The sequence below is a fragment of the Streptomyces shaanxiensis genome (genome assembly GCF_039537145.1).
Taxonomy (GTDB): domain Bacteria; phylum Actinomycetota; class Actinomycetes; order Streptomycetales; family Streptomycetaceae; genus Streptomyces; species Streptomyces shaanxiensis.
The window spans coordinates 1,069,131-1,089,452 of sequence record NZ_BAAAZY010000010.1 but is presented as its reverse complement, the minus strand read 5'-3'; the positions used below and the strand labels follow the sequence as shown (position 1 = coordinate 1,089,452).

Sequence of the window (20,322 nt, the reverse complement as noted above, 5' to 3'; positions counted from 1 at the left end):
GGACATCACGGTGACACCGCCGGCGAGGGCGAGGGTGCACTCGCCGGAGCGCAGCGCCTGCATCGCCCAGTGCATCGCGACCAGCGACGACGAGCACGCCGTGTCCACGGAGACCGACGGGCCCTCGAAGCCGAACGTGTAGGACACGCGGCCGGACGCCACGCTGGGCGAGGTGCCGGCGCCCTGGTGCCCCTCGGCGTCGGCCTCCAGGATCTGGGCGTAGTCGGAGTACATGACACCGGCGAACACACCGGTCCGGCTGCCCCGCAGGGACGTCGGGTCGATGCCGGTGCGCTCCAGGGCCTCCCAGGTCGTCTCCAGCAGTAGCCGCTGCTGTGCGTCGGTGCCGAGCGCCTCACGCGGGGACATCCCGAAGAACTCGGGGTCGAAGAGCCCGGCGTCGTGCAGGAAGCCGCCGGAGCGGGTGTACGACGTGCCGAGGTGGTCGGGGTCGGGGTGGAACAGGGTGTCCAGGTCCCAGCCTCGGTTCGTCGGGAACGGCGTGATGGCGTCGTCGCCGCTGACCACCAGGTTCCAGAGGTCCTCGGGCGAGTCGACTCCACCGGGGTAGCGGCAGGCCATGCCGACGATGACGATCGGGTCGTCGGTGGTGGACACGGGTGCGGGCAGGAGCTCGGCGCTGTCCGCCACGGAGCCGAACAGTTCGGCGTGCAGGTGGTCGGCGAGGGCCAGTGCGGTCGGGTAGTCGAACACGAGCGTCGCGGGCAGCTTCAGGCCCGTGGCCGCCGTCAGCTGGTTGCGGAACTCGACCGCCGTGAGCGAGTCGAAGCCGAGGTCCTGGAAGGCCCGCGCGGAGTCGACCGCGTCGACACCCGCGTGGCCCAGCACCTGCGCCGCCTGGGCGCACACCAGACCGACCAGTTCGGTGCGGCGTGCCGTCGGGTCGAGGGCGGCGAGGCGTGCGACCAGCGAGGACGCGGCCTCCGAGCCCGCGACGGCCCGGCGTGCCTTGGTGCGGACGAGTCCGCGCAGGAGGGGCGCGACGGTGGCGTGACCGCGCAGCGCCGAAAGGTCCAGCCGCACGGGAAGCACCAGGGGTTCGCCGGTCGTGAGCGCCGCGTCGAACAGTTCCACGCCGCGTTCGGCGCTGATGGCGGGCATGCCCGAGCGGGCCATGCGCTCCGCGTCCTCCTGAGCCGGCATGCCGGTCTCCCACGCACCCCAGGCGAGGGACACGGCGGGCAGCCCTTCCGCCCTACGGCGAGCGGCCAGAGCGTCGAGGAAGGCGTTGCCCGCCGCGTAATTGCCCTGTCCGGCGTTGCCGAAGACACCGGCGGCACTGGAGAACAACACGAACTGCGCGACATCACCGAGGAGTTCGTGCAGGTTCCAGGCCGCGTCGGCCTTCGGCCGCAGCACGCTGTCGAGACGCTCCGGGGTCAGCGAGGCGACCACACCGTCATCGAGCACACCCGCAGCATGGACGACAGAGCGGACCGGGTGCCGGTCCAGGAGCTCGGCGAGCGCGTCCCGATCGGCGATGTCGCAGGCGACCACCGACACCGTCGCCCCGGCCGCCTCCAGCTCCGTCACGTCGGCCTGGCCGGTGCGGCTGGCCAGGACGAGCTCCGTCACACCGTGCCGCTCGACCAGGTGCCGGGCAATGATCCGGCCGAGGCCACCGGTACCGCCCGTGATGAGCACAGGACTCTCCCAGACGGCCGCCTCCTGGGCGACGTGCGCCCGGGCCAGACGGGCGGCGAGTACCTTGCCGTCGCGGACGGCGAGTTGAGGCTCGTCGATGGCGAGGACCGCCGCGATCAGGTCGGCGCCGGTCGCGGTACGAGCCTCGTCGTCGGCCGCGCCCACCAGGTCGATCAGGCCGAAGCTGCCGGGGTGCTCGGACTGCGCCGACCGCACGAGGCCCCAGACGGCCGCACCGACGAGGTCGCCGCCGACCGTGGCGTCACGGGTGACGACGACGAGCCTGCCGGGCCGTTCGGCGGCGATCCAGTCCTGCAGGGCGGCGAGGACGCGCGCGGTGGCGGTGTGCGCCGCCCCCACCACGTCGCCGTCACCGTCTCCGTCTCCGTCTCCGACGACGGGCAGGAGTACGACTCCGGCCTCGGTGTCGCCCGGGGACGCCACCGTCTCGAAGCCGAGTCCGAACGGGTCGTCGCCGAGGACCGCCACGGTGCCGGCCGGCACCGCGTCCTCGGTGCCGACGGGCACCCAGTCGACTCCGAAGAGCGCGTCGCGGCCGATGTTCGGGGCGCCGAGCCGGTCGGCGGCGACCGGGCGGACGACGAGGGAGTCGATCGAGGCGACCGGCGTGCCGGTGGGGTCGGCGAGCGCAAGGGTGCGGGTCGTGCCGGACGCGTCCCGGGTCATCCTGAGGCGCAGCCGCGATGCCCCGGTGGCGTGCAGGCTGACGCCCGTCCAACTGAACGGCAGCCCGGCCTCGGCCGTCTCGTCCAGCAGCGCGGCGTGCAGGGCCGCGTCGAGCAGCGCCGGGTGCAGCCCGTAGCCGCCCGGGGCCGCGTCGTCGGGCAGGGCGAGCTCGGCGTAGACCTCCTCGCCCAGACGCCATGCCGACCGCAGCCCCTGGAAGGTCGGCCCGTAGGCGAAGCCCGTGTCGGCGAAGCGGTCGTAGCAGTCCTCATGGTCCATCGCGACGACGCCGGCCGGCGGCCACACGGCGGAGTCGAAGTCGGCCGGGGGCCGCTCGCCCGTCGCGAGCACACCGGAGGCGTGCTGGGTCCACGGCTCCTCGACGTGTGCCTCCGGCCGGGCGTGCACGGTGAAGGTACGGCGCCCCGCCACGTCCTCGGCGGCCACCCGCAGCCGGACCTGCACACCGCCACGGTCCGGCAGGGCCAGCGGCGTCACGAGGGTCAGTTCGTCGACGCGGCCGCAGCCGACCTCGTCACCGGCGCGCAGCGCGAGCTCGACCAGCACGGCCGCCGGTACCAGGCGGTGGCCCATGATCTCGTGTTCGGCGAGCCACGGGTGCGTGCTCGTCGAGAGCCTGCTGGTGAAGACGACGCCTTCGTCCTCGGCCAGTTCGACGGCCGCGCCCAGCAGTGGGTGCTCCATGCCGACCAGGCCCAGGCCGGTGGCGTCGTGCTTCGGGCTCGCCGGGGCGGGCCAATAGCGCTGGCGCTGGAAGGCGTAGGTGGGGAGGTCGATCGGCCTGCCGCCCGGGTAGAAGGACGTCCAGTCGACGGGGGTGCCGTGGACGTGCAAGGTGGCGAGGGCGGTCAGGGCCGCGGTCGGCTCCGGCTTGTCCTTGCGCAGGACCGGGATCGCGACCGCGTCGGCCGCGTCCTGGGCGACCATCGCGGACAGCACACCGTCCGGGCCGATCTCCAGGAAAGTCACATCGCCCAGAGACCGGACGTTGTCGTGGAAGCGGACCGCGTCCCGGACATGGTTCACCCAGTACTCGGGGTCGGTCACATCGCCGGAGGTCGTGAAGGGAATCTGCGGGGCGTGGAAGGTGACGCCGTCCAGCATCTCTCGGAAGTCGTCCAGCATCGGGTCCATCAGCGGCGAGTGGAAGGCATGCGACACCCTCAACCGCTTCGACTTCCACCGCCCGGCGATCCCCAGGACCTCGGCCTCGTCACCGGCGATGACCACGGCGGCCGGGCCGTTGACGGCAGCGATCGACACCTTCTCCGTCAGGTGCGGCAGCACCTCGGCCTCGGTCGCCTGGACCGCCACCATCGCACCGCCGACAGGCAGTTCCTGCATCAGGCTGGAGCGCGCCGTGACGAGGAGGCACGCGTCCTCCAGGCTCAGCACACCCGCGACATGGGCCGCCGCGATCTCGCCGATGGAGTGACCGGCGAGATGGTCGGGCTGCACACCCCATGACTCCACCAACCGGTACAGCGCCACCTGAAGCGCGAACAGAGCGGGCTGGGTGTAACCGGTCTGGTTCAGCAGCTCCTCGTCCCCACCCCACATCACCTCACGCAGAGCCGGGTCCAGATGGACGAGTACGGCATCGAAGGCCTCGGCGAACACCGGGAACCGGCCGTACAACTCCCGCCCCATACCCAGCCGTTGCGAACCCTGCCCCGAGAACAGGAACGCAAGCGGCTTACGGACAGCCACGCCCCGGGCGAGTTCGACTCCGTCGAGGATCACGGCACGGTGGTCGAAAGTCGTACGCGTGGTGAGCAACGAGTGCCCGATGTCCACCGGGTCACCGTCGATCTCCTTGACCCGTTCGACCTGCTCCCGCAGCGCCGCCTCGGACTTCGCGGACACCAGCCACGGCGCGAATTGGCCGCGTGGTCCTTCCGCAACCGGCGCCTCCACGAGCGGCTGCTCAAGAATCACATGCGCGTTGGTGCCGCTGACACCGAACGACGACACCGCCGCGCGACGCGGCCGGTCGACCGACGGCCACTCGGTGGCACTGTCGAGCAGCTCGACCGCGCCCGCCTCCCAGTCGACCTGGGACGACGGCTGGTCCACGTGCAACGTCCGGGGCAGAACCCCGTGCTCCAGCGCCTTGACCATCTTGATGATGCCCGCGGCGCCCGCGGCCGCCTGGGTGTGGCCGATGTTGGACTTCACCGACCCCAGGTAGAGCGGTACGTCGCGGTCCTGGCCGTAGGTCGCCATCAGGGCTTGGGCCTCGATGGGGTCGCCCAGTGTCGTTCCTGTGCCGTGGGCCTCGACGGCGTCGACGTCCGCGGTGGACAGACCGGCGCTCGCGAGAGCCTGCCGGATCACCCGCTGCTGCGACGGACCGTTCGGCGCCGTAAGGCCGTTGGACGCACCGTCCTGGTTCACCGCCGAGCCCCGCACCACCGCCAGGATCCGGTGACCGTTGCGCACCGCGTCCGACTGACGCTCCAGCACCAGCAGACCGACGCCCTCGGCCCAGCCCACACCGTCCGCGGCGTCGCCGAACGCCTTGCAGCGGCCGTCGGCGGACAGGCCGCGCTGGCGGGAGAAACCGATGAACGCTCCCGGCGAGGCAAGGACCGTGACACCGCCGGCGAGGGCGAGGGTGCACTCCCCCTGCCGCAGCGACTGCGCCGCCAGGTGCAGCGCCACCAGCGACGACGAGCACGCAGTGTCGACCGTGACCGCCGGGCCCTCGAAGCCGAACGTGTAGGACACCCGGCCCGAGACCACGCTCGGTGAGCCGCCGGTGCCCTGGTAGCCCTCGGCGTCACCGTCGAGCATCAGGGAGTAGTCGTTGTACATGACGCCCGCGAAGACGCCGGTCCGGCTGCCCTTCAGCGAGGTCGGGTCGATGCCCGCCCGCTCCAGCGACTCCCAGGTCGCCTCCAGCAGCAGGCGCTGCTGCGCGTCGGTGCCGAGGGCCTCTCGCGGGGACATGCCGAAGAACTCGGGGTCGAACTGGTCGGCGTCGTGCAGGAAGCCGCCGGAGCGGGTGTACGACGTGCCGACGTGGTCGGGGTCGGGGTGGTAGAGGGCGTCGAGGTCCCAGCCGCGGTTCTCCGGGAAGCCGGTGATCGCGTCGGTGCCGTCCAGCACCAGGTCCCACAGCTCCTCGGGGTTGGTGACCCCGCCCGGGTAGCGGCAGGCCATGCCGACGATCACGACCGGGTCGTCCGCCTGGGCCGTCGCCGCCACCGGCACCGGTACGGCCGGTGCGTCCGTGCCGAACAGCTCGTCCTTGAGGTGGGCGGCCAGTACGGCGGTGGTCGGGTAGTCGAAGGTCAGCGTCGCGGGCAGCCGCAGTCCGGTGACCGCGCCGAGGCGGTTGCGCAGTTCGACCGCCATGAGGGAGTCGAACCCGAGGCTCTGGAACGCCTTCGCCGGGTCGACGCCGTCGGCGCCCGCATGCCCCAGTACGGCGGCGACTTCGCCGCGCACCAGGTTCACGAGCTCGTCGAGGCGTGCGGGGTCCGTCAGTGCGCCGAGTCGGCGGGTGAGGCTCGACGCCGTCTCGGAGCCGGCGATCGCACGCTGGGTGCGGGTGCGGATCAGGCCGCGCAGCAGCGGGCGGATCTCGCCGTGGCCGCGCAGGGCCGGGAGGTCGAGCCTGAGCGGCAGGAGGGCGGCTTCGCCGGAGGCGATCGCCGTGTCGAAGAGCGCGAGGCCCTGTTTGGGGCTGAGCGGCGGGGTGCCGGCTCGTGCCATGCGTTCCGCGTCGGCGTCCGACAGCATGCCCGTTCCGCTCCACGCGCCCCAGGCGAGCGAGACGGCCGGCAGGCCGCTGGCCTTGCGGTGGGCGGCCAGGGCGTCCAGGAAGGCGTTGCCCGCGGCGTAGTTGGCCTGCCCTGCGGCGCCGAAGGTGCCGGCGGCGCTGGAGAAGATGACGAACGCGCCGATGTCCTGGGCGAGTTCGTGCAGATGCCAGGCCGCGTCGATCTTCGGACGCAGTACGGCCTCCAGCCGCTCCGGCGTCAGTGACTCCACCACACCGTCGTCCAGCACGCCGGCCGCATGCACCACCGAACGCACGGGGTACCGCTCCAGCAGATCCGCCACCGCGGCACGATCCGCCACATCACAAGCCACGACCGACACCCTCGCCCCGGCCGCCTCCAGCTCACTCACGTCCGCCGCCTCACCCCGGCGGCTCACCAACACCAACTCATCCACACCATGCGCCTCGACCAGATGACGCGCGATCACCCGACCCAGACCACCCGTACCGCCCGTCACCAGCACCGGCCCTTCGAGCCGCACCGGCTCAGAGGTGACCTCGGCCGACGCGCGGGCGAGGCGTGCCGCGAAGGCCGCGCCGCCCCGGATCCTGAGCTGAGGCTCCTCGCCGGTCAGCGCGCCCGCGGGGACGTCGCCGTCGGTGTCGACCAGCACGAACCGGCCCGGATGCTCCGACTGCGCCGACCGCACCAGACCCCACACCGCCGACGCCGCGACATCACCCTCACGCGTCACGAAGACAAGTCGCTCGGCACGGTCCTCCGCGATCCACCGCTGCACCAGGGCGAGCGCGCGGGCCGCCTCGGCGTGGGCGGAGCCGACGACGTCCGCGCCTCCGGTGATCTGCACGATCTCGGCGTGCCCGTCGGCGCCGTCCGGCAGTGTGACCGGCACCCAGTCGAGACGGAACAGGGAGTCACGGCCCGCCCGGCCGATCTGCTCGGCGGACACCGCACGCGCCACCAGAGCACCGATCGTGGCCACCGGCGCTCCGGTGGAGTCGGCGACGGCGATGCGCCAGGCGGAGCCGGTACGGGTCAGCCGGACCCGCAGCGACGAGGCACCGGTGGCGTGCAGCGACACGTTCTCCCACGAGAAGGGCAGACCGGCCTCGCTGCCCTCGAAGAACCCTCCGGCGTGCAACGTCGCGTCGAGCAGCCCCGGGTGCACGCCGAACGCCGAGGCGTCCACGTCCTCCGGAAGCGCGACCTCGGCGAACACCTCGTCACCGCGCCGCCACGCCGTCCGCAGCCCCTGAAACACCGTGCCGTAATCGAACCCGGCCTCGGCGAACCGTTCGTAGGCCCCGGCGATGTCCAGGGGTTCGGCGGCCGGCGGCCACGCGGTGGCGTCGAAGTCGTCCGTGTGCGTGCCGGCCGCGAGGAAGCCGTCGGCGTGCCGCGTCCACGGAGCGTCCTCGCCGTCGGGCCGCGAGAAGACCTCCACGGTGCGCCGCCCCGACTCGTCCGCCGTACCGACGGACACCTGCAACCGCACCGCGCCCCGCTCCGGCAGCACCAGCGGTGCGGCGAGGGTCAGTTCGTCGACGCGGTCGCAGCCGACCTCGTCCCCGGCGCGCAGCGCGAACTCCAGGAACGCGGTGCCGGGCAGCAGCACCTGCCCGAAGACGCTGTGGTCGGCGAGCCACGGGTGCGTACTCAGCGAGATCCTGCTGGTGAACAGGTGCCCGTCCGAGCCGGCGACATCGACCGCCGCACCGAGCAGCGGGTGCTCCACGGCGGTGATGCCGACCGCGCCCACGTCACCCTTGCGGCGTGCGGTGGCCGGCCAGAAGACCTGGTGTTCGAAGGCGTAGGTGGGCAGGTCGACGCGGGAGCCGCCCGGGTAGAAGGACGTCCAGTCGACGGGGGTGCCGTGGACGTGCAGCCGCGCGAGGGCGGTGAGTACGGCGTCCTCCTCCGGCTTGTCCTTGCGCAGGACCGGGATCGCCACCGCGTCAGCCGCGTCCTGGGCGACCATCGCGGACAGCACACCGTCCGGGCCGATCTCCAGGAAAGTCACATCGCCCAGAGACCGGACGTTGTCGTGGAAGCGGACCGCGTCCCGGACGTGGTTCACCCAGTACTCAGGGTCGGTCACATCGCCGGACGTCGCGAAGGGAATCTGCGGCTCACGGAACTCGATCTCGCCGATCGCCTCCCGGAAGTCCTCCAGCATCGGGGCCATCAGCGGGGAGTGGAAGGCGTGCGACACCCTCAGCCGCTTCGACTTCCAACGCGACGCGATCTCAAGAACCTCGGCCTCGTCACCCGCGATGACCACGGACGTCGGGCCGTTCACGGCAGCGACGGAGACCTTGTCGGTGAGGTGCGGCAGCACCTCCTCCTCGGAGGCCACCACCGAGACCATCGCACCACCAGCAGGCAGCTCCTGCATCAGGCTGGAGCGCGCCGTGACGAGGAGGCACGCGTCCTCCAGGCTCAGCACACCCGCGACATGCGCCGCCGCGATCTCGCCGATGGAGTGACCGGCGAGATGGTCGGGCTCAACGCCCCACGACTCCACCAACCGGTACAGGGCCACTTGCAGCGCGAACAGAGCGGGCTGGGTGTAACCGGTCTGGTTCAGCAGCTCCTCGTCCCCACCCCACATCACCTCACGCAGAGCCGGGTCCAGATGGACGAGTACGGCATCGAAGGCCTCCGCGAACACCGGGAACCGGTCGTACAACTCCCGCCCCATCCCCAGCCGTTGCGAACCCTGCCCCGAGAACAAGAACGCAAGCGGCTTACGGACAGCCACACCCCGAGCAAGTTCCACACCGTCCAGCAGCACCGCACGACGGTCGAACAACGTACGCGTCGTCAGCAACGAGTGGCCGATGTCCACCGGATCCCCGTCGAGACCCTTGATACGTTCGATCTGGCCCGACAGCGCCGCCTCAGACCTGGCGGACACCAGCCACGGCACGCCACCGACGGCCTCCATGTCCGGGGCGACCGGCATCTCCCCGACCGGCTGCTCAAGAATCACATGCGCGTTGGTGCCGCTGACACCGAACGACGACACCGCCGCGCGACGCGGCCGGTCAACTGAAGGCCACTCGACAGGACCGCCCAGCAGCTCCACCGACCCCGACTCCCAGTCCACCTGGGACGACGGCTCCTCCACATGCAGCGTCCGCGGAAGCACCCCGTGCTCCAGCGCCTTGACCATCTTGATGATGCCCGCGACACCCGCGGCGGCCTGGGTGTGGCCGATGTTCGACTTCACCGAGCCCAAGTACAGGGGCACATCGCGGTTCTGGCCGTACGTAGCGAGCAGTGCCTGCGCCTCGATCGGGTCGCCGAGCGACGTACCCGTACCGTGCGCCTCCACCGCGTCCACGTCGGACGTGGACAGGCCGGCGCTCGCGAGAGCCTGCCGGATGACGCGCTGCTGCGACGGACCGTTCGGCGCCGTCAGACCATTCGACGCACCGTCCTGGTTCACCGCCGAACCCCGCACCACCGCCAGAATCCGGTGACCGTTGCGCACCGCGTCCGACTGACGCTCCAGCACCAGCAGACCGACGCCCTCACCCCAGCCCGTGCCGTCCGCGCCGGCGCCGAACGCCTTGCAGCGGCCGTCGGCGGACAGGCCGCGCTGGCGGGAGAACTCGACGTAGGTGGTGGGGGTGGACATCACGGTGACGCCGCCGGCGAGGGCGAGGGTGCACTCCCCCTGCCGCAGGGCCTGTGCCGCGAGGTGGAGCGCCACAAGCGACGACGAGCACGCGGTGTCGACCGTGACCGCCGGGCCTTCGAAGCCGAACGTGTAGGACACCCGGCCGGAGGCGACGCTGCCGGCGCTGCCCTGGCCCTGGTGGCCCTCGAAGTCGTCGCCGTCCAGGAGGGAGGCGTAGTCGTTGTACATCACGCCCGCGAACACGCCGGTCGCGCTGCCGCGCAGGGACGTCGGGTCGATGCCGGTGCGTTCCAGCGCCTCCCAGGTCGTCTCCAGGAGCAGGCGCTGCTGTGAGTCGGTGGCGAGGGCCTCTCGCGGGGACATGCCGAAGAACTCGGGGTCGAACTCGCCCGCCTGGTGCAGGAATCCGCCGGAGACGGAGTACGTCGTGCCGAGGTGGTCGGGGTCGGGGTGGTAGAGGGCGTCGCGGTCCCAGCCCCGGTTGGCCGGGAACTCGGTGATGGCGTCGACGCCGTCGGCGACGAGCCGCCACAGGTCCTCGGGCGAATTCGCTCCGCCGGGGTAGCGGCAGGCCATGCCGACGATGACGATCGGGTCGTCGGTCGTCGACAGCGGCGCGGGGAGCAACCCGGCGGTGTCCCGGTCGGCGCCGAACAGCTCGTCCGCGAGGTGGGCGGCCAGCAGGGCGGCGGTCGGGTAGTCGAAGGTCAGCGTCGCGGGCAGCCGCAGTCCGGTGACCGCGCCGAGGCGGTTGCGCAGTTCGACCGCGGTGAGGGAGTCGAAACCGAGGCTCTGGAAGGCGCGTTCGGGGTCGACGGTGCCGGCGCCCGCGTGGCCGAGTACGGCGGCCACCTCGATACGCACCAGTTCCAGCAGCGATTCCAGGCGGGCTTCCGCGGAGAGTGCGTCGAGCCGTCGTACGAGGGAAGCGGCGGTGGCCGAGGCGGCGGTCCGCTTGGTGCGGGTCCGGATGAGTCCGCGCAGGACGTCTGGGATCTCGCCGCGCGCACGCAGGGCTGCGGTGTCGAGGCGCAACGGCAGCACGAGCCCGTCGCCGGCGGCGAGGGCGGCGTCGAACAGCTGGACGCCCTGGTCAGGGGTGATCGGCGGCATGCCGGACCTGTTCAGCCGCTCGGCGTCGGCTCCGTCGAGCATGCCGGTCCGGTCCCAGGCGCCCCACGCCAGGGACAGGCCCGGGAGGCCGAGAGCGCGACGGTGGGCGGCGAGGGCGTCGAGGAACGTGTTGCCCGCGGCGTAGTTGGCCTGTCCGGCCGTACCGAAGACGCCGGACGCCGAGGAGTAGAGGACGAACGCGCTGACGTCCTGGGCGAGTTCGTGCAGATGCCAGGCCGCGTCGATCTTCGGCCGCAGAACGGCCTCCAGCCGCTCCGGCGTCAGTGACTCCACCACACCGTCGTCCAGCACACCGGCCGCATGCACCACCGAACGCACGGGGTACCGCTCCAGCAGATCCGCCACCGCGGCACGATCCGCCACATCACAAGCCACGACCGACACCCTCGCCCCGGCCGCCTCCAGCTCACTCACGTCCGCCGCCTCACCCCGGCGGCTCACCAACACCAACTCATCCACACCATGCGCCTCGACCAGATGACGCGCGATCACCCGACCCAGACCACCCGTACCGCCCGTCACCAGCACCGGCCCTTCGAGCCGCACCGGCTCGGCGGGGGCGGTGAGGCGGACGACGCGCGGGACGCTCACCACGCCGTCACGGATCCGGAGTTGCGGCTCGGCGCCGCTGAGTACGCCCGCGGGCAGCGCGCCGCCAGTATCGGCGTCGGTGTCGACCAGCACGAACCGGCCCGGATGCTCCGACTGCGCCGACCGCACCAGACCCCACACCGCCGACGCCGCCAGATCACCCTCACGCGTCACGAAGACAAGTCGCTCGGCACGGTCCTCCGCGATCCACCGCTGCACCAGGGCGAGCGCGCGAGCGGCGAGCTCATGGGCCGACGCGACGACGTCGCCGTCGCTCACCAGGTACTCGACCACGGCGTCGGCGTCGGGGGCTTCGGGCGGCGCGATCGGGGTCCAGTCCAGGCCGAACAGCGAGTCGGTGGTGGCGGCGAGCTGCTGTGCCGAGACGGCGTGGGTAAGCAGGGAGTCGACGGAGGCGACGGGTGCTCCGGCCGTGTCGGCGAGCGCTAGGGACAGGGTGTTGTCCCCGCTGGTCGTGAGGCGTACCCGCAGCGCGGTCGCGCCCTCCGCGTGCAGCGAGACGCCCTCCCACGAGAACGGTACGGCTCCCTCGGTGCGCTGCCGCGCGAAGGCCACCGCGTGCAGGGCGGCGTCGAGCAGCGCCGGGTGGATGCCGAAGGTGCCGGGCTCCACGCCGTCGGGCAGCGCGACCTCCGCGAACACCTCGTCACCGCGCCGCCAGACAGCACGCAGTCCCTGGAAGACCGGGCCGTACTCGAAGCCACGGTCCGCGAAGGCGTCGTAGCAGCCCTCGATGTCGACCCGTTCGGCATCGGCCGGCGGCCAGACGGCGGCGTCGAAGTCCGCTGTCTCCGCGGCCGGGGCTAGGAAGCCGGTCGCGTGCTCGGTCCACGGCTGGTCGGCCGCGTTCTCGGGCCGGGTGTGCACGGCGACGGGCCGGCGTCCGGCGGTGTCGGCGATGCCGACGCGCAGTTGGAGCTGGGTCGCGCCCTCGACGACGAGCGGCACGGACAGGGTCAGTTCCTCGACCCGGCCGCAGCCGACCTCGTCCCCGGCACGCAGCGCGAGTTCGACGAGCGCGGCGCCGGGCAGGAGGGTGCGGCCGTGCAGCGTGTGGTCGGCGAGCCAGGGGTGGGTGCGGGACGACAGCCGTGAGGTGAACAGGAACCCTTCCGCTCCGGCGAGTTCGACAGCCGCGCCGAGGAGGGGGTGGCCGACGGAGTCGAGGCCGGCGGACCGCACGTCCGATGTGCTCGACGCCTCGGGCCAGAAGCGCCGGCGTTGGAAGGCGTAGGTGGGCAGGTCGACGCGGGTGCCGCCCGGGTAGAAGGACGTCCAGTCGACGGGGGTGCCGTGGACGTGCAGGGTGGCGAGGGCGGTCAGCGCCGCGGTCTCCTCCGGCTTGCCCTTGCGCAGGACCGGGATCGCCATCGCGTCGGCCACGTCCTGGGCGACCATCGCGGACAGCACACCGTCCGGGCCGATCTCCAGGAAGGCCACGTCACCCAGTGCCTGGACGTTGTCGTGGAAGCGGACCGCCTCGCGGACATGCCGCACCCAGTACTCGGCCTCGGTCACATCGCCGGACGCCACGAAGGGGATCTGCGGCTCATGGAACTCGATCTCGCCGATCGCCTCCCGGAAGTCCTCCAGCATCGGGGCCATCAGCGGCGAGTGGAAGGCATGGGACACCCGCAGCCGCTTCGACTTCCAACGCGACGCGATCTCCAGCACCTCAGCCTCGTCACCCGCGATGACCACGGACGCCGGGCCGTTGACGGCAGCGACGGAGACGTTCTCGGTCAGGTGCGGCAGCACCTCCTCCTCGGAGGCCACCACCGAGACCATCGCACCACCAGCAGGCAGCTCCTGCATCAGACTCGACCGCGCCGTGACGAGGAGGCACGCGTCCTCCAGGCTCAACACACCCGCGACATGCGCCGCCGCGATCTCGCCGATGGAGTGACCGGCCAGGTGATCGGGCCTCACGCCCCACGACTCCACCAGCCGGTACAGGGCCACTTGCAGCGCGAACAGAGCGGGCTGGGTGTAACCGGTCTGGTTCAGCAGCTCCTCGTCCCCACCCCACATCACCTCACGCAGAGCCGGGTCCAGATGGACGAGTACGGCGTCGAAGGCCTCCGCGAACACCGGGAAGCGGCCGTACAACTCCCGCCCCATCCCCAGCCGTTGCGAACCCTGCCCCGAGAACAAGAACGCAAGCGGCTTACGGACAGCCACGCCCCGAGCAAGTTCCACACCGTCCAGCAGCACCGCACGACGGTCGAACAACGTACGCGTCGTCAGCAGCGAGAACCCGACGTCCACCGGATCCCCGTCAAGCTCCCGGACCTGCTCGACCTGCCCGCGCAGCGCCTCCTCGGACTTCGCGGAGACGATCCACGGCGTCCTGGCAGGGGTGGTGTCCGTGGTCGCCGGTTCGGTGGCGGCGGGGCCCTGTTCGAGGATGACGTGCGCGTTGGTGCCGCTGACGCCGAAGGACGAGACACCGGCCCGGCGGGGGCGGTCGGCGGTCGGCCACGCGGTCCGCTCGACCGCGAGTTCCACCGCTCCGGCGGACCAGTCGATGTGCGACGAGGGCTGGTCGACGTGCAGGGTCTGCGGCAGTGCGCCGTGCTGCATCGCCAGGACCATCTTGATGACACCGGCGACGCCGGCGGCGGCCTGGGTGTGGCCGATGTTGGACTTCACGGAGCCGAGCAGGAGGGGCTGTTCGCGGTCCTGGCCGTAGGTGGCCAGCAGTGCCTGCGCCTCGATCGGGTCGCCCAGTGTCGTACCGGTGCCGTGTGCCTCGACCGCGTCCACGTCGGAGGTGGACAGTCCGGCCGATGCGAGCGCCTGCCGGATGACGCGCTGCTGCGAGGGACCGTTCGGCGCGGTCAGACCGTTCGACGCACCGTCCTGGTTGACCGCCGAGCCCCGCACCACCGCCAGGATCCGGTGGCCGTTGCGGACGGCGTCCGACTGACGCTCCAGGACCAGCAGGCCGACGCCCTCACCCCAGCCCGTGCCGTCCGCGCCGTCGGCGAAGGACTTGCAGTGGCCGTCCGCCGCGAGGCCGCGTTGGCGGGAGAAGGCCACGAAGGAGCCGGGGGTGGACATCACCGTCACACCGCCCGCGAGGGCGAGGTCGCACTCGCCGCCCCGCAGCGCCTGCGCGGCCAGGTGGAGGGCTACCAGGGAGGACGAGCAGGCGGTGTCGACAGTGACCGCGGGGCCCTCCAGGCCGAAGGTGTAGGCCACGCGGCCGGAGAGCACGCTCTGCGCGGTGCCGATGCCCTGGTAGCCCTCGAAGGCCTCGTCGCCGACGAGCGTGCTGTAGTCGTTGGTCATGACGCCGGCGAAGACGCCGGTGCGCGAACCGCTCAGCGAGGTCGGTGCCACGCCCGCCCGTTCGAACGCCTCCCACGCCGTCTCCAGGAGGAGGCGATGCTGGGCGTCGGTGGCCAGGGCCTCGCGGGGCGACATGTCGAAGAAGTCGGGGTCGAACAGGTCGGCGTCGTGCAGGAAGCCGCCCCGCATGACATGGGTGGTGCCGGGGTGGTCGGGGTCCGGGTGGTGGATGGACTCCAGGTCCCAGCCCCGGTTGTCCGGGAAGCCGGTGACGCCGTCGCGGCCCTCGATCACCAGCTGCCACAGGTCCTCGGGGGAGGCGACGTCGCCGGGGTAGCGGCAGGCCATGCCGACGATGACGATCGGGTCGTCGGTCGTCGACTGCGGCGCGGGCAGCTCCCCGGCGGTGTCCTGGTCGTCGCCGAACAGTTCGTCGCTCAGGTAGGCGGCCAGCGCGGCCGGGTTCGGGTAGTCGAAGATCAGCGTGGCGGGCAGGCGGATGCCGGTCGACGCGGTGAGGCGGTTGCGCAGTTCGACGGCGGTGAGCGAGTCGAAGCCGAGGCCCTGGAACGTTCGGGTGTGGTCGACGTCGTCGGCGCCGCTGTGGCCGAGCACCGTGGCGACGTCGGCGCGGACCACGTCCAGCAGCGCCGTCAGGCGCTCGTCGCGAGTGGCCCGGGCCAGGGACTGGGCGAGTCCGCTGGCGGCCGCGGCCCCCACGGCGGCGGCGCGGCGGCGCGGCGACTTGATCAGGCCGCGCAGCAGCGGGGGCGTCTCCGGGAGGCGGCGGAGGGTGGGCAGGTCGAGGCGGAGGGGCAGCAGGACGGGCTCGGCGGCGGCCACGGCGCCGTCGAAGAGGGCGAGGCCCTGCGTCACGGTGAGCGGCGGCATGCCGGAGCGCTCGACGCGCCGCAGGTCGGCGTCGGACATGGCGCTCGTCATGCCGACCGACTGCTCCCAGGCGCCCCACGCCAGTGCCACGGCGGGCAGGCCCTGGGACCTGCGGTGGCGGGCGAGGGCGTCCAGGTAGGCGTTGGCGGCGGCGTAGTTGGCCTGGCCGGCGCCGCCGAAGGTGCCGGCCGCGGAGGAGAACAGGACGAACGCCGAGACGTCACCGGCCAGTTCGTGCAGGTACCGTGCGGCGTCGGCCTTGGCCCGCAGGACGGTGCCGACGCGCTCCGGGGTCAGCGACTCGACGACGCCGTCGTCCAGGACGGCCGCCGTGTGCACCACGGCGCCCACGGGGTGCCGTTCGAGGAGGGCGGCCAGCGCGGCCCGGTCGGACACGTCGCAGGCCTCGATCTCGACGTGCGCGCCGAACTCGGTCAGTTCGGCGGTCAGCTGCTGCGCGCCGTCGGCGTCGGGACCTCGTCGGCTGACCAGCAGCAGGTCGCGGACGCCGTGCCGTTCGACCAGGTGCCGGGCCAGGACCGCGCCGAGGCCGCCGGTGCCGCCGGTGATCAGCACGCGGCCGTTCCAGGTGAGGGTCTCCAGGGGCAGTGCCACGCGGGCCAGCCGTGCGGCACGCACCTCGCCGTCGCGGACGGCCAGGCTGGGTTCGCCCGTGGCCAGGGCCGCGGACAGCAGGTCGGGGGCGTCGACGTCCGCCGTGTCGGCGTCCACACTGTCGACGTCCACCAGCGCGAACCGGCCGGGGTGTTCCGACTGGGCCGAGCCGACCAGGCCGCGTACGGCCGCCGCGGCGAGGTCGTCTCCCTCGATCGCGCCACGGGTGACGAACACGAGCCGTCCCGGCCGGTCCTGGCGCAGCCAGTCCTGGACGAGGCCCAAGGCGCGGGAGACCGCCGTGTGCACGTCCGCACCGCCGGCGAACGGCACGAGCACGTCATCGACATTCGCGTCCGCGGCCGCGGCTACGGCGTCCAGGTCGTCGTACACGAGTCCCAGCCCGAGGCCCACCACGTTCTGGCCGAGGCCGAGCGCGTCCGGCCCGAGGACCGCGACGCTCCGCCCCGCGCTCTGCGTCGTCGGCTCGACGGGCGTCCACTCGACCTTGAACAGCGAGTCGCGCTCGACGCCGGAGGCGGTCGGCGTGCCCTGCTCGTCGGCCGGGACGGGCCGGGTCTGCAGCGCCTCCACGGACGCCACGGGAGCGCCCGCCGGGTCGGCGACGGCGATCTCCATCGAGCCGTCGGCGCCGCGCGCCAGCCGCACCCGTACCGTCGAGGCGCCGGAGGCGTGCAGGGTCACGCCCTGCCAGGAGAACGGCAGTCCGCCCCGGCTGATGGAGCCGAGGTCACCGAATCCGGCGGCGTGCATGCCCGCGTCGAGCAGGGCGGGGTGCAGTCCGTACGAGGTGGCGTCCGCGTCGTCGGGCAGCGTGACCTCGGCGAAGACGACGCCGTCGCCGCCTCGCCACACGGCGCGCAGGCCGCGGAAGACGGGCCCGTAGTCGAAGCCCAGCTCGGTGAAGCGGTCGTAGGAGCCCTCGATGTCGACGGGTTCGGCGTCGGCGGGTGGCCACTGCGCGGCGTCGAATGCGACCGTGGGGGCCCCGGGCCCCAGCACACCGCTCGCGTGCTGGAGCCACGGGGAATCGATGTCTCCCTCGGGGCGGGAGAAGACCGCGACGGATCGCCGGCCGGTCTCGTCGGGGGCTCCGACGGAGACCTGCACCTGTACGGCGCCCTGCTCGGGCAGTACGAGGGGCGCGGCCAGCGTGAGTTCGTCGACGCGCTCGCAGCCGACCTCGTCGGCGGCGCGTACGGCGAGTTCGAGGAACGCGGTGCCCGCGAACAGCACGCGTCCGCCGACGACGTGGTCGACGAGCCACGGGTGGGTGCTCAGGGAGAGCCGGGAGGTGAACAGGAACCCGGCGGAGTCGGCGAGTTCGACCGCGGCGCCGAGCAGCGGGTGCTCCACGGTGCCCAGGCCGGCGGCGCGGACGTCACCGGTCGGGGTGGCGGGCCGCGGCCAGTAGCGCTCGTGCTGGAACGGGTACGTAGGCAGGTCCACGCGGCGGGCGCCGGTGCCCTCGAAGAGCGGCGCCCAGTCGACGGTCACGCCGCTCACGTGCAGCCGCGCCAGCCCTGTGACCAGCGCGGACTCCTCCTCGCGGTCCTTGCGCAGCACCGGGACGGCGACCGCGTCGAGGGCGGTCTCGGCGACCATCGCGGACAGCACGCCGTCCGGGCCCAGTTCGAGGAACGCGGTCACGCCCTGGTCGTGCAGGCGGCGTACGTTGTCGTGTAACCGCACGGCTTCGCGGACGTGCCGCACCCAGTACTCGGGGTCGGTCACGTCTCCCGTGGCGGCCACGGGAATCGAGGGGTCGTTGAAGGACAGGCCGCCGATGGCGGTGCGGAAGTCCTCCAGCATCGGTTCCATCAGGGGCGAGTGGAAGGCGTGGCTGACCTGCAGCCGCTTGGCCTTGCGGTCGCCGAGCCGGGCGACGACCTCCGCGACCTCCGTCCCGTCGCCCGCGACCACCACGGCGGACGGGCCGTTGACGGCGGCGATCGAGACACGGTCGGTGAGATGCGGCAGTACCTCCGCCTCGCTCGCCTGGACCGCCACCATCGCGCCGCCCGCGGGCAGCGCCTGCATCAGCCGGGCCCGCTCCGACACCAGCGTGCAGGCGTCCTCCAGTGACAGCACCCCGGCCACGTGCGCGGCCGCGATCTCACCGATGGAATGGCCCGCGAGCTGGTCCGGGGTGATCCCCCACGACTCCACCAGCCGGTAGAGGGCCACCTGGAGCGCGAACAGCGCGGGCTGGGTGTGACGGGTCTGGTTCAGCAGCTCCGCGTCCTCGCCCCACATCACCTCGCGCAACTGCGGGTCCAGGTGGGTGAGTACGTCGTCCAGCGCGCTCGCGAAGACCGGGAAGCGGTCGTACAACTCCCGCCCCATGCCCAGTCGTTGCGAGCCCTGCCCCGAGAAGAGCACGGCGAGACCGGTCTCCGCGTTGGCGACGCCGGTGGCGAGTTCGGTGCCGTCGGGGAGCAGTACGGCGCGGTGTTCGAGGGCGGCGCGGGCGGTGGCGAGGGTGTGGCCGACGTCGACCGGGGAGAGGGTGGCGGCCGCGGTCGTGAGCCGGGCTCGCTGTGCCTCCAGGGCGGCCGCAGAGCGGGCGGAGACCGTCCACGGGACGATGCCGGGGGTGACGGTGGCTTCCTCGGCGGTGTCGGGCTGTGCCGGGGCCTGCTCGATGATGACGTGGGCGTTGGTGCCGCTCACGCCGAACGCGGACACTCCCGCGCGGGAGGGCCGGTCGGCGGCGGGCCAGGGCCGCGCGGAGGTCAGCAGCTCCACCTTGCCGGAGTCCCAGTCGACGTTGGTCGACGGGGTGCCGACGTGGAGGGTCCGGGGCAGCAGTCCGTGCTGGAGGGCCATGACCATCTTGATGACGCCGGCGACACCGGCCGCGCCCTGCGGGTGGCCGATGTTGGACTTGATGGAGCCCAGCAGCACCGGGTTCTCGCGGTCCTGGCCGTACGTGGCGAGCACGGCGCCCGCCTCGATGGGGTCGCCGAGCGTGGTGCCGGTGCCGTGCGCCTCTACTGCGTCCACGTCGGCGGCGGACAGGCCGGCGTTGGCCAGCGCTTTGCGGATCACGCGCTGCTGCGACGGCCCGTTCGGCGCCGTAAGGCCGTTCGACGCGCCGTCCTGGTTGACGGCCGAGCCGCGGACCACGGCCAGGATCCTGTCCCCCGCGCGCCGCGCGTCGGAGAGGCGCTTGAGCACCAGCACGCCGACGCCTTCTGCCCAGCCGGTGCCGTCGGCGTCGTCGGAGAACGCCTTGCAGCGGCCGTTGCCGGCGAGACCGCCCTGGGAGGTGAACGCGGCGAACCCGGCGGGCGTCGTCATGATCGCGACGCCGCCGGCGAGCGCCAGGTCGCACTCGCCGCCGCGCAGGGCCTGGGCCGCGAGGTGCAGCGCGACCAGGGACGAGGAGCAGGCGGTGTCGACGGTGACGGCCGGGCCCTCCAGGCCGAGCAGGTAGGAGATACGGCCCGACAGCACGCTCGCGGCGAACGCGGTGGTGGCGTAGAGACCGACGTCCTCGGCGGACCGGGCGAGCAGGTCGGCGTAGTCCTGCGAGGTGGTGCCCAGGAACACGCCCGTCTGGGTGCCCCGCAGCGAGGAGGCGTCGATGCCCGCCCGCTCCAGCGCCTCCCAGGAGGTCTCCAGGAGGAGGCGCTGCTGCGGGTCCATGACGACGGCCTCGCGCGGCGAGATCCCGAACAGTCCGGCGTCGAAGCCCGCCACGTCGTCCAGGAAGCCGCCCTCGGCGGTGGCGCTCGCCAGCGCCGCCGTGTCCCAGCCGCGGTCGGCCGGGAACGGGCCGATGACGTCGCGCCCCTCGGCCACCACCTGCCACAGGTCCTCCGGCGAGGCCACCCCGCCGGGGTACCGGCAGCCGATGCCGACGATCGCGATGGGCTCCACCGCCGCCGCGATCAGCTGCTGGTTCTGCTTCCGCAGCCGGTCGACCTCCTTCAGTGACGACCGAAGTGCCTCGACGTACTGGTTGGCAGAGGAGGTCAT

At 72.6% G+C, this 20,322-nt stretch carries 1 protein-coding gene (cut by a window edge); it reads right to left on the bottom strand.

The features are described from left to right. Positions 1 to 20,322, bottom strand: the 5' portion of a protein-coding gene (locus ABD932_RS18355; protein WP_345013966.1) for an SDR family NAD(P)-dependent oxidoreductase. 9,498 nt of this gene lie to the left of the window's left edge; the window shows 20,322 of its 29,820 coding nt (coding positions 1-20,322); its start codon is at positions 20,320 to 20,322; the stop codon falls past the left edge of the window.